The sequence below is a fragment of the Marinimicrobium alkaliphilum genome, from assembly GCF_003259155.1.
Taxonomy (GTDB): Bacteria; Pseudomonadota; Gammaproteobacteria; order Pseudomonadales; family Cellvibrionaceae; genus Marinimicrobium_A; species Marinimicrobium_A alkaliphilum.
This window is the reverse complement of record NZ_QGMQ01000001.1, coordinates 394,856-407,315: the sequence shown is the minus strand read 5'-3', so window position 1 is coordinate 407,315 and position 12,460 is coordinate 394,856. Positions and strand designations below refer to the sequence as shown.

The following is a 12,460-nucleotide window of genomic DNA, read 5'->3' as shown; positions in this document are numbered from 1 at the left end:
TTATTGCTCGCCCATGGCCCAGCGGATACCCCCGAGGATATGGCGCATAAACAGCGGCTCCTCGAAGCTCTCACTGGTGTGGCCACCGGCGGTGTAAAAAGAACGGCCGCCATCGTAATTGTGATACCAGGCGATCGGGTGATGTTCACCGTGCCGGCCGCCCTCAAAGGTGTTGCCATCGAGATTCATGATCACAGTGACGTCGTCATTGAAATTCTTGAAGTTGTACCACTCGTCGTAACGCTCCCAGCGATTACCGTCCAGCTCTTCACGCAGAAAAGCGGTCGATGGGTGCTCGAAGGTGAGCACGACCTTCTCTGCGGTCTGGTTGTGCGGATGGTTTCTGAATTGCGCGCCCACCAACTTGTTATACCAAGGCCACTCGTACTCGGTGTCCGTGGCCGAGTGAATGCCCACAAAGCCGCCCCCAGCGCGAATATAGCCTTCAAATGCTTTGCGCTGTGCGTCGTTAAACAAGGTTCCCGTGGTGCTCAGAAACACCAGCGCATCGTAGGTGCTGAGAATTTCCGGGGTAAACAGCGCCGCGTTCTCGGAAATATCCACCATGATGCCCTCACGCTCCCCCATCTCGAGCAGCGCTTTCTGGCCATCGATAATGGACTCGTGACGCCAGCCACTGGTTTTGGAGAAGACCAGAATGCGCGGGTGGTGTTCAGCCAATGCGGGTTGAGACAGCAGGCTGGCAATCAGCGCCAGGGCCAGGGCCAGAAAAAGGGAGACAGACACCTTGTGACTGTACAGCATAGTGAACTCCTGTTATTGACATAATGGGCCCGCAACTTATGAGGACTATATGACCACAAGCCAGAGTCCGATTCAACTGCCACATACGCGCAGAACGATTGTTCAGTGTAAAGCTGTGCTAAGCCGATCCGCGCCTCCGGAGGGAGGCGCGGCCCAGACTAAGGGCGAATATTACGGCTGATAAAGTCCTGTACCTTGGCGATGTCATGATCCAGAACATCATAGCGCTCCTCGCGCTGAAACAGGTCCGCCATATGGTGAGGCAATGCCGGGTCGCTATCCTGCCCCGCTTCGCGCACTGCATCCGGAAATTTGGCGGGATGGGCAGTGGCCAGACACACCATGGGCACGTCTTTGCGCCGACGGGTCTGGCGCGCCGCTTCGACGCCAATGGCCGTGTGCGGATCAAGCAGGTACTCACAGTGATCAAAGACATCACGAATCACTTCCACAGTGCGCTCGTCACTCACCCGATGACTGCTGAAAAGGGATTGCGCTTTTTCCAGTGCCGCGTTGTTCAGGGTCATGGTGCCAGACTTGAAGTCATCCATCAGTTGGCGAATAGCGTCACCGTCGCGATCGTAAAGATCGAACAGCATCCGCTCAAAGTTACTCGACACCATGATATCCATACTCGGCGACAGAGTGTGCTCGAGCTGGTGCTTACTGTGGTCATTGTCACTGATACAGCGGTGCAGGATATCGTTGCTGTTGGTGGCGACCACCAACTGGTCAATGGGCAGCCCCATGCGCTTGGCGAGGTAGCCGGCAAAAATATCACCGAAGTTACCCGTGGGTACCGAGAAGGCCACCGGGCGGTGAGGCGCGCCCAGCGCAATACCCGCGTAAAAATAGTAAACGATCTGGGCCATGATGCGCGCCCAGTTGATCGAGTTGACTGCCACCAATTGGCGGTCTTCCGGCAGGAACGACTGGTCGGCAAAACTGGCTTTGACCATGTTCTGGCAATCGTCGAAGTTGCCTTCAAGCGCAATGTTGTGGACGTTGTCTTCGAGCACCGTCGTCATCTGGCGACGCTGCACTTCCGACACCCGCTGGTAAGGATGCAGAATAAAGATGTCGATATTATCGCAACGGCGACAGCCTTCGATCGCGGCCGAGCCGGTATCGCCGGAGGTCGCCCCCATCACCACCACTTTCTGGTCGCGTTTTTTCAGCAGGTGATCAAGCAAGTGACCGAGAAACTGGAGCGCGAAGTCCTTGAAGGCCAGGGTCGGCCCCTGAAACAATTCCAGGACCCACTCGTTGTGTCCGGTCTGCACCAGCGGGGCGATCGCATCGTGACGAAAGCTGCTATAGGCCTCAGCGATAATACGCTTGAGTTCGGTGTCGCTCACGGCTCCATCAACAAATGGCGCCATCACTTTGAACGCCAATTCCTGATAGGACAGGTTAGCCCAGGAGGCGATTTCCTCCTGACTGAACGACGGCAGGGTTTCCGGCACGTAGAGTCCACCATCCGGAGCCAGACCCGTAAGAACCACTTCTTCAAAGGTCAGGGCCGGAGCCTGACCGCGCGTGCTGATGTATTTCACGTTGTTAACCTGTGTGCAGTGTCAATGACGATGGAGCCATTACTTCAAATATTCCACGCGAATACGCGTGACCGGGCTGGTGATGGAGCTGAGGGCTTCGATCTTGATGATCGCATCCATCAACTGCTTCTCCAGAGCGCGGTTGGTCAGCAGGATCAAGGGCACGATTTCCTCGCCCTCCGGCGCTTCCTTTTGAATCAGGGCTTCAATACTGATCCCGGAATCGCTGAGGATCTGGGCAATCTGTGACAGAACCCCTGGGCGATCCAGCGCCGACATGCGCAGATAATACGCTGTTTCAATATCTTCCATGGGCAGGATGACTTTGTCCCGCAGCGAGTCCTGATGGAAACCCAAATGCGGCACCCGGTGTTCCGGAGATGCCGTCAAGGTGCGCGCGACGTCGATAATATCGGCAATCACGGCCGAGGCGGTCGGCTCCGCGCCGGCACCGGCACCGTAGTAGAGAGTCGGACCAACGGCATCGCCCTTTACTACGATCGCGTTCATGACGCCGTCGACATTAGCCAGTAGGCGCTTGGCCGGGATCAGAGTGGGATGCACTCGCAGTTCGATGCCATCGGGGCTGCGCTTGGCAATACCCAGGTGTTTGATGCGATAACCCAGCTCACCGGCGTAGGCCACGTCCTGGGGCGCAACGCGACTGATGCCCTCGGTGAATACCTTGTCGAACTGCAGCGGAATACCAAAGGCAATGGAGGCAAGAATCACCAGCTTGTGGGCCGCATCGGTGCCTTCAACGTCAAAGGTCGGGTCGGCTTCGGCGTAGCCCAGGGCCTGGGCTTCAAGCAGGACATCTTCAAATTCCCGAGCCTTGTCGCGCATCTCGGTGAGGATGAAGTTGCCGGTGCCGTTGATGATGCCCGCCAGCCATTCGATCCGGTTGGCCGACAGGCCTTCACGGATCGCTTTGATGATCGGTATACCACCCGCGACGGCGGCCTCGAAGGCCACAGTGACGCCTTTGGCGTCGGCGGCTTCAAAGATTTCGTTACCGTGCTCCGCAATCAGAGCCTTGTTGGCGGTAACCACGTGCTTGCCGTGTTTGATCGCTGTCAGAATCAGCTCTTTGGCGTCCGTGGTGCCACCAATCAGCTCAACGACAACGTCGACCTCCGGGTTGGTGGCCACTTTGAAAATGTCCGCAACCACATTCAGCGCGCTGACATCACAGTTAGGATTGTCCCGACGCGCGCCAATCTGGCTGATAACAATATCGCAGCCGGCGCGGGCGTTGATGGCTTTGCCGTTGCGCGCCAGTACATTGACTGTGCCGCCGCCGACGGTGCCGAGTCCACAAATACCAAGTCGTACCGGTTTCAAGATAGTGTCTCCCAGATAGCAGGCATGTTTCGAAAGGAATATGAACACCCCCCTAAAAGCGCAGGGGCAAAGGGCGACAACCTTACTGAGGGCCGGGGACGCTGTCAATCACCGCGCCCCACTTTTGCGCGCCCCCGACGGAGCGCCTATAGGCCGAGGCGGCGGGCCAGCTCTTCGGGTGGAACGTAGCCGCCAATCATAGTGCCATCGGCCAACAGAATCGCGGGGGTGCCGGAAACGCCGATCTCGCTGCCCAGGCGGTGCTGGGCTGCCACCGGGTTATCACTGCAGGCCGTCAACTCAACCGGACGCAGGTTCTTGAGTTGATCCATGGTGCCCTGTCGGTCGTCGGCACACCAGGCGGTCTGGAGCTTACGGCCGGACTCGCTGTTGACCCCGGCGCGCGGGTACGCCAGGTAACGGACTTCGATACCCAAATCGGCATAACCGGGCTTGCGCTCACCGCCATCGTTGTACGCGTTAATGTGATTGTGCAGGCGTCGGCAAAAGCCGCAATCGACGTCGGTAAAGACATAGATCACCGCCTTGGTATCACCCGTGGCAGCAAAATTGATGGTGTCACCTTCGTCGAGCGCGGCTACAGCATCGCTGCGCTGCTCTTTCAGATAGGGGTCTTGCACCTGGGTAAAGCCGCCCGCTTGAACATCGTACATATCGCCAAGGACGAAACGGCGACCATCGGGAGTGATATAGAGGGTCGGCCCTCCGGTCACACTCACCTGATAGAGACCGTCAATGGGCGACGGGCGCGGCGTGCCAAACTCAATGTCCGGCCGAGCCTGTTGCAAGCGTTCAGTAATGACCGCTTCCGGCGACGGCTCAGCGGCAACGACCAGCGGCGCCAAAATCCAAAGGCCCATGCCCAACCCACAAGTGACTAAAACTTTCAACATAACGGCTTCCTGTAACTAGCGTGTTCGCGCTGCGCGCATCAGCCTCTGGGATGATGTCGAGCGTGCTCCGATTGCATACGGCTGCGTGCCACATGCGTGTATATTTGAGTGGTAGAGAGATCACTGTGCCCCAACAACAACTGTACGACCCGCAAATCGGCGCCGTGGTTCAGCAGATGGGTAGCAAATGCGTGGCGCAGGGTGTGCGGCGACAACGGCTTGTCGATACCGGCCACCGTTGCCCAGTGCTTAATACGGTGCCAAAAGGTCTGCCGTGTCATCACCTGCCCACGCTGACTGGGGAACAATACCTCAGACGGCCTATTATGCAGCAATTCCGGTCGCGCTTCACGCCCGTAGCGAACCAGCCAGGCCAGGGCCTCCTCCCCCAGGGGCACCAGGCGCTCCTTGCTGCCCTTGCCCATCACCCGCACGACGCCCTGACGCTGGTTGACCTGGCCCGCCTCCAGGCCAACCAGCTCCGAGACGCGCAGCCCGCAAGCGTAAATCACCTCAAGCATGGTCCGATCACGCAGCCCGATGGGCGTCGAAAGATCCGGCGCAGCCAGCAGGCGTTCAACATCGTTTTCGCTCAGAGATTTGGGCAGGGGCTTGGGTAATTTGGGGTTATCGACCTGCGCGAGCGGGTCCACCGACACCCGACCCGCGGCAATCTGATGGCGATAGAAGCCGCGCGCGCACGACAAAAAGCGCGCCGTGGACCGGCTCGACAGCCCCCGGGCGTGGCGCGCTCCCAGGTAATCCAACAGTTCCAGCCCCCCGGCGCTCATCAAATCCAGGCCGCGTTCGGCCAGCCAGAACGCATAGGCCTGCAAATCCCGGCGGTAGGCACCCAGGGTATTGTCACTCAGCCCCTTTTCCATCCAGGTGGCATCCAGGTAGGACTCGATCTCGCGACTGCCTGGCGCGTCACTGGTCGGCGGTACGGGAGGTCTGGGCATGGGGGAAATCTCGCTCGCGGAACAACTCGATTATCGATCGCTTATTGTGCCACAGATACAAAAAAGCCGGGGCAGAACACTGCTCCGGCTTTTTCGTTGGTTTGCGATGCCCGCCAGGCGGGCACACATTAACCCAGCTTTTCTTTAATACGCGCTGCCCGACCGGTCAGGTCACGCAAGTAGTAGAGCTTGGCCTGACGCACGTCACCACGACGCTTGACCTGGATGCTGTCAACCAGGCGACTGTGGGTCTGGAAAGTACGCTCAACACCCACACCGTGGGAAATCTTACGCACGGTAAAGGCTGAGTTCAGGCCGCGGTTGCGCTTGGCAATCACCACACCTTCGTAAGCCTGCAGACGCTCACGGTTACCTTCGGTCACCTTGACCTGGACCACAACAGTATCGCCGGGAGAAAAGTCCGGCAGATCCTGTTTCAGTTGCTCGTTTTCCAGCTCAAGAATAATTTTGTTAGTCATCGTCAAATCTCCTGGGAGTATGTAGCTTCACAGCTAGCGTTAGTCATTTTCAAGGTCCCGACGATAGTCCGTCAGCAGCCGCTGCTGCTCCTCGGTTAAGGTTTTTGCTTGCAACAAATCTGGCCGTCTTCGCCAAGTCCGCCCCAGCGCCTGTTGTAGGCGCCAGCGCCGAATTCTTTCGTGGTCACCGGAGAGCAACACCTCCGGGACGCAGCGCCCTTCAAACACTTCTGGGCGCGTATAGTGGGGGCAATCGAGCAGCCCCTCGGTAAAGGAGTCCTGCTCCGCCGACTGGGCGTGCCCCAGTGCTCCCGGCAGCAGCCGTGTGAGCGCGTCCACCAACACCATCGCCGGCAGCTCACCGCCACTCAACACATAATCTCCTATCGACCATTCCTCGTCGATCAGGCTGTCCAGCAAACGTTCGTCGATACCCTCGTAACGGCCGGCAACCAGCACAATATTGCCGTAACCGGCCAGGGTTTCAACCCCAGCCTGATCCAGCTTTCGCCCCTGGGGCGAGAGATAGATCACCCGAGCCGATTGGCCAGCCCAGTCTTTGGCTGCGGCGATGGCGTCGCGCAGTGGCTCGACCATCATCACCATACCGGGGCCGCCTCCGTAAGGGCGATCATCCACCGTCTGGTGACGGTCCCGGGTAAATTCCCGCGGGTTCCAGCAGGCCAGATCAATCAAGCCCTGCTTGACCGCGCGCCCAGTAATGCCGTAAGCGGTAATCGCCTCCAACATTTCCGGGAACAAGGTAACCACCGCTATTCTTACGCTGGTGGTCACCGTCTAAAACTCCGGATCCCAGTCCGCATCCAGCTCACCCGCGTCCAGGTCGACCCGTACAACATAGGTCTCCGGCACGTAGGGGATCAAGCGCTCGCGCTGATCCACGCTGTCGGCATCGGGCGCCACCACGAGCACATCATTGGCGCCAGTTTCCAGCAATTTGGTCACCCTCCCCAGGCGCTGGCGGGATCCCTCGAAGACCGAGTACACACTCAGGCCTTCCAGATCGCGCCAGTAAAACTCGCCTTCGGTCAGGGCAGGCAACTGGCTTCGTTCAACCGCAATGATGTTGCCGGTAAACAATGCCGCCTGATCCCGGTCATCAACCCCTTCGATATGGGCCACGTAGCCCTTGCCGTGGGGCCGCCACTCATCAATGACGACCGGCTTCACCCCGTGTGCGGTTTTCAGCTGCCAGGGCTGGTAATCGAATATGGCTTCGGCGGTTTCGGTAAAGGGGTGAATTTTGACCCACCCCTTAACGCCGTAAACCGCCGCTACGCGCCCGACATCAACCAGACCAGAGGACTGCGTGCTCATCGAGCGCCGAACGGCTTACGCCGCCGCTTTTTTGCTTTCTTTTACCAGCTGCGCAACGCGCTCGCTCAGCTGAGCGCCCTGGGAAACCCAGTGCTCAACACGCGCTGTATCCACGCGCAGACGCTCTTCCTGACCACGGGCAACCGGGTTGAAGAAACCAACGCGCTCAATAAAGCGGCCGTTACGGGCGCTGCGGCTGTCGGATACGCTCAGGTGGTAAAACGGACGCTTCTTGGAGCCGCCACGAGACAGACGAATAGTTACCATTTAGGTCTTTCCTGTGTTTTCAAATTTAGCGCCAGCACGGGGCTGGTCACTGCTTAAATCGTTCCGGGGCACCCACCAGGCACAATCAGCGCTCAGGGCGGGTGCGAAAGGCGCGGTATTTTAAGGGATCGAAAGCCGTTTGTATAGCCCAATTGCCCGGGTTTGCACGCCGAGTGGCTCAGGTCATATCCGCAAACCGGTTGGTGAAGGCCAGATTGATAGGCTGACGGTAGCCCGGCAAGCGCACCCCCTGCCCATCCATTTCGATCTGACGCTCATCAATCAGGTTTTCGCCAAAGTGATAGAGGACCCGGAACTCGCCCCGAGAGGCCGCTTTATCATAGGCCGCCGCCTGCGCACGTACGCTCTCGCGGCGCTCGCGATAGGCGCCTATTACCTGCTCACCGTAACGCTTGGCAAGCATGCGTTCGACCACATGGGGGGCCAGGACACTGGCGGTCGCATTGTTGCCGCCAAAGCCCTTGGAGTTCAAGAAAACAACGTCCAGTGGGTCATTGCGGCGCTCCAGGTCCTTGAGCGGGATGTGCAGGCGCTCTCCAAGCACGTCATCCGCCACCCGATCGATGGTTTTTACCCCGGGAATGATACCGTACTTGAAGACCCCCAGGCTGGCGACCAGTTGCTCGCCACTGGCGGCGGACAGAGAGTGCCCGACAAACGCCTTGACCGCCGACACCGGCCACTGCTCGATACCGAAAGTACGCGCTACCTGGTCGAGAATCTCAGACTCGGTCACACGGTTCTGGGGAGTGCTTGAACCATGCGCCTGGACCATGGAGCGGGTGCGCACTGACTCTTCGCCCACAATAGCGCGCGCCGCAGCGACCGCCTTGGCCATGGTGATATAGTTGCCCGCGCCCGGCGCCGAAATCGATTTCTTGAAGCCGTCGGCGTTGATGAAGACGTCGCTGACCGCCCCGTGAATATCCGCCCCCAGTTCGACAGCCAGCGCATCGTCCATCAGCACGACATACTGACTGGCCTCGGCGATGGTAAAGCCACAATTGTCACCAAAGGGACGACTGCTGCGGCGCCAATCCACCTGCTCGGTGTCATCGAGTTTTTTCAGCTTGTCTTCGCTGGCAAGCGCGCCCATGGTGGCGTAGCCATCGATGATTTCCTGGGTGATGGGCGCCTCGGCATTGCCCACCACCGCTAAGCGCACCTTGCCGCTGGCAATATCCTCAACCGCTGCGCGCAAATTGTAGAGAAAGGAGGCACAGGCCCCGGTCAGGGCACTGGTGTGTCCGACGCTGCCGATGAGGTAGGCGTTGATAAAATCGGCGGGCATGGTGTTCAACCCCAGTGGGCACTGCTTGGCGCTCACTCGGCCGCCCTTGAGGCGAGACTGAAGCAAACCGCCCAGACCGTTCTCGTCGAGCTGGCTCATGACGCTGCTCGCGTAGACCCCGACCTGGTCGGGCTCAATAGCATCAGCGACCTGCTGCCAGGCAATACCCATAGACTGGATCGCATCCGACGCGCCGACGACCGCCAACTGCAGCGCGCGCGGGTGAAAGCGGGAATTGTAGTGTGCGCCGGGGTCAAACCCCCGGGGCAGCTGTCCGGCCGATTTGGCGGGAATGTCCCGGTAGCTATCGACCTTGGCTTCAAGCCCCTGGACCAGCGTCACTTTGACCCGGCGCTCACCCAACGGCTCAAGCTGCCAATCCGCCGGCACCGGCTCGGGCAGGTCGCGCTCGGCCATTTCGAAACTCAGGGCTTGGTCATCGGCACCCTGCAGGTTAACCGACTTCTGCCAATGGGCCGCATCGACATCGAAAAAGGTACGCTCGATGCGGCGCACCAAGGTGCCGTCGCGCACCTGACCGGCAAAGTGCTGCTCAATCTCATCGAGGCTGTAGCAGGTGCCCTCGGCATCCCGGTAACCGTCGCCGTCGGTACTGACCAGACCCATCATCACCGCGAGTGCCGCGAGGGTATCCTGACGCTCCTGTGCATCCAGGCTTTCCAGCACCATACGGCGGTAGCCGTGATGGCCAGAACTTCGGCCTGCAGCGTTAACGCCACCAAAACCGACGATAACCGGAAGACGGGACACTACGTGGGACATTCACAAAACTCCTTGCTGGACAAAGATCAGGCCGAGTCTATTCGACTGGGTAGAGTCGTCAGTGTATTAACTATTCATGACATTCGTGACCGTCATACCCGCCATACTTTATGGTAATATGGTCAAACGGCCACAAGTGCCAGTCTGCGGAGGGCAAAATCATGAGCACAAGCACAACCCGCACCCTCGATATCGTTTTTGTCCTGAGTGACAAAATGCTCGCCACCAGCGCCACCCTGCCCATGGAGATGCTGCAGACAGCCGTCAATGCCGCCCGGCGCGAGCGCAACGCCAAGCACCCCCAGTTGAACATTCGTACGGCAGCACTGACCTCAGCCCCGGTCACCACGCTGGCGCAGCTGCGGCTAGCCCCCGATACCACACTCGACACCATAGAAAAAGCCGATATCGTTTACCTGCCCGGGCTGTGGCGCAACCCGCGACCGATCGTGCGCGGTCAGCCGGCCCTACTGGACTGGCTGCGCCAACGCTACGAGCAGGGCAGCCTGCTCAGCGCCGTGGGCACCGGCTGTTGTTTTCTCGCCGAAGCAGGATTACTCCGCGGCAAGGCCGCGACTACCCACTGGCACTATTTCGATCAGTTTCAGAAGGACTACCCGGACGTACAGCTCAAGCGCCAGCACTTTATCACCCAGGCCGGCAATCTTTACACGGCTGCGAGCGTCAACTCGCTCGCGGACTTGACCGTCCACTTTATTCAGCGCCTGTACGGCAAGGCGATTGCCAGTCATGTGGAGCGTCACTTTTCCCACGAGATCCGACGATCCTATGAGAGCAGCGGCTATTTTGAACATGCCCAGAACCCGCACCCGGATGAGGATATTGTGCAAGTGCAGATCTGGCTGCAGGACAATTATTCCCGCCAGGTGAGCTTTGTTGACGTCGCCCGCCAGTTCGGGATGAGTTTGCGCACCTTCAACCGTCGCTTCAAAGCCGCCACCAATCAAGCGCCATTGCGCTATTTGCAGGAAACCCGCATCGCCGTGGCGCGAGATCTTTTGAAGACCAGCAACCTGTCGATTACCGAAATCGGCGAGCGGGTGGGTTATCAGGACACCAGTTATTTTGGTCAGCTGTTTAAAAAACTGCTGTCAGTCACTCCAAGGGAATACCGGGCGACGGTGCGCGCAAAACTGTTTCGCGCTGACTGACAGCGTCACTGCCGAATCAGCTCAAATTGTTGATTGGCACTGTCAGCCTGGCAGGCCCACTGGATGATGTTGGCGCCATCTGCCTGGCTGAGAGCATTCACATCCAGGCACTTTTCACTCTGCCGACCGATAATACGCCAGCGGCCCTCGCCCGAGCTTTGAAACCGGAACTGCTGATTGTGTCCGCCCCAATAGTCCCAAAGCATAATGTTCGCGCCATCATCTGTGGAAAGCGAGTCCACTTCCAGAGCCCTGTGGCTACCCACCAACGGGGAGATTCTATGATAGTCCCCCTCCACCGGTGTGATATTCCATTTCTGACAATCGTTGTTGAGCCACTGCCACTGCTGCACATTAGTGCCATTGGCCGCATCACAGCTGGTCGTATCGAGCGCCTTGCCGCTGTGCACTGGCACTATCCGATAGATGCCATCAACCGTGCCGTTAGTCCCCGACCCGCCACCGCCTGGCGCACTGCCGACCGGGGTGCAACCAGAGACATTGATACTTGAGCTGTCAGTGCGGACCAGCTGACAATTTGGGTTGCCATTGGCTACCGAACCACTGAGCACGTGAGTATCCGACGCGTCTTCAAGAAAAATCCCGTGCGAACCGGTGTCGGCAATATCGACACTGTTGATGGACGTTCCGCGACTGCCTGAGACACTGAAGAACCCGCGCCCGGAATTGCGCGAATAGACGCTGTTGACCATGACGTTGGGGCCATTGTTGTTGGCCACGCGGAAAGTTGCATACCCGCCAGTGGGGTTGTTGTAATGGCCCACCACATTGCCCACCGTGCCATTGCGAGAGTTGTTCAACAGCACCCCCGAACCACCATTGTGAGTCACGGTCACATCACCGATGGTAAAACCCTCAACACCGTAAGTTTCTAGCCCGTGAGTACGCGCACCGCTGATCTCAATAGTTCCAGCCACGGTCAAGTCGCTCGCCGGGCCGGTCGAGTCGTCTACTCGAATACCCAGTCCAACCGGGTTGTTGTCATCCAGATCCATGGTGATATTTTCGAGCAAGACCTGGGAGCAGCCGCGAAACCAAATACCGTAACGAGGGTTGCCCGTCACCCGGAGGTTGCGCACCGTAATCTGGTCGCGCCGGTCACAGTAAACGGGCACCACCAGATCCCCGCCATTGGCATGCAGCGTGTGACCGTGAAAGTCCAGAGTCTGCCCCGCCTGTGGGCGAATCGCATAAACATTACCACCGTCTGGACCACTCTCACCGGAATTGCGAATGTTGATGGTGACAGCACCGGCATTATCAATGGCCGCATTGATCGCGTCGAAATAACGCGCCCCCTGGTAAACGGTTTCGCCGTTGACCCTCGCCCACCACTGACCGTCGGTGCGAGTCACCTCCCCGTTAGCCCAGAGCCCGGGGGATGCGCTGATAAATCCCAGAAAAACCAGAAGCCGCAAGGGCCGTATCATTGACAGACACATACACTCTCTCCTGTTATTGTTGCCATTATTGGAGATGACCGAACGGAAGCCATCGGCCACCTTGCCGACGAGAGGTACTACGCGGGACAAGCAACCCACCTAAGC

12 protein-coding genes are annotated in these 12,460 nt (G+C 58.7%); 1 reads left to right on the top strand and 11 read right to left on the bottom strand.

The window, feature by feature from the left end:
* The 10 genes from DKW72_RS01895 to DKW72_RS01850 all read right to left on the bottom strand — a co-directional run bounded on the left by DKW72_RS01895 (window position 1) and on the right by DKW72_RS01850 (window position 9,720).
* Window positions 1-765, bottom strand: coding sequence for a ThuA domain-containing protein (locus tag DKW72_RS01895; protein WP_111640608.1), 765 nt, complete (start codon window positions 763-765; stop codon window positions 1-3).
* 158 nt (window positions 766-923) lie between these two features.
* The gene (gene thrC, locus DKW72_RS01890) at window positions 924-2,321 is read right to left on the bottom strand and encodes a threonine synthase (protein WP_111640607.1); all 1,398 of its coding nucleotides are present in this window, start codon (window positions 2,319-2,321) and stop codon (window positions 924-926) included.
* A gap of 39 nt (window positions 2,322-2,360) precedes the next feature.
* A complete protein-coding gene (locus DKW72_RS01885) occupies window positions 2,361-3,665 on the bottom strand; it encodes a homoserine dehydrogenase (protein ID WP_111640606.1) in 1,305 nt (434 codons plus the stop codon).
* Between the two features lie 146 nt (window positions 3,666-3,811).
* Window positions 3,812-4,579 carry a DsbC family protein gene (locus tag DKW72_RS01880; RefSeq protein ID WP_111640605.1) on the bottom strand — a complete coding sequence of 256 codons (768 nt, stop codon included), beginning with the start codon at window positions 4,577-4,579 and terminating at the stop codon, window positions 3,812-3,814.
* Window positions 4,580-4,617: 38 nt separating this feature from the next.
* Window positions 4,618-5,541, bottom strand: coding sequence for a site-specific tyrosine recombinase XerD (xerD, locus tag DKW72_RS01875; protein WP_111640604.1), 924 nt, complete (start codon window positions 5,539-5,541; stop codon window positions 4,618-4,620).
* A 128-nt stretch (window positions 5,542-5,669) separates the two neighbouring features.
* Window positions 5,670-6,026, bottom strand: coding sequence for a 50S ribosomal protein L19 (gene rplS, locus DKW72_RS01870; RefSeq protein ID WP_111640603.1), 357 nt, complete (start codon window positions 6,024-6,026; stop codon window positions 5,670-5,672).
* A 33-nt stretch (window positions 6,027-6,059) separates the two neighbouring features.
* A complete protein-coding gene (gene trmD / locus DKW72_RS01865; protein WP_111640919.1) occupies window positions 6,060-6,770 on the bottom strand; it encodes a tRNA (guanosine(37)-N1)-methyltransferase TrmD in 711 nt (236 codons plus the stop codon).
* Window positions 6,771-6,818: 48 nt separating this feature from the next.
* Window positions 6,819-7,358: a ribosome maturation factor RimM gene (gene rimM / locus DKW72_RS01860; protein WP_111640602.1), complete on the bottom strand. Its 540-nt coding sequence runs from the start codon at window positions 7,356-7,358 to the stop codon at window positions 6,819-6,821.
* Between the two features lie 15 nt (window positions 7,359-7,373).
* Window positions 7,374-7,625: a 30S ribosomal protein S16 gene (gene rpsP / locus DKW72_RS01855; RefSeq protein ID WP_111640601.1), complete on the bottom strand. Its 252-nt coding sequence runs from the start codon at window positions 7,623-7,625 to the stop codon at window positions 7,374-7,376.
* A 178-nt stretch (window positions 7,626-7,803) separates the two neighbouring features.
* Complete coding sequence (locus DKW72_RS01850; RefSeq protein WP_198411182.1) at window positions 7,804-9,720, bottom strand: beta-ketoacyl synthase; 1,917 nt, start codon at window positions 9,718-9,720, stop codon at window positions 7,804-7,806.
* 161 nt (window positions 9,721-9,881) lie between these two features.
* Here DKW72_RS01850 and DKW72_RS01845 point away from each other — a divergent pair, with 161 nt between their 5' ends.
* Window positions 9,882-10,892, top strand: coding sequence for a GlxA family transcriptional regulator (locus DKW72_RS01845; RefSeq protein ID WP_111640600.1), 1,011 nt, complete (start codon window positions 9,882-9,884; stop codon window positions 10,890-10,892).
* 5 nt (window positions 10,893-10,897) lie between these two features.
* Here DKW72_RS01845 and DKW72_RS01840 read toward each other — a convergent pair whose 3' ends face one another.
* Window positions 10,898-12,355 (bottom strand): RICIN domain-containing protein, encoded by a 1,458-nt coding sequence (locus DKW72_RS01840; protein WP_111640599.1) that lies wholly within the window; start codon window positions 12,353-12,355, stop codon window positions 10,898-10,900.
* Between the last annotated feature and the right edge of the window lie 105 nt (window positions 12,356-12,460).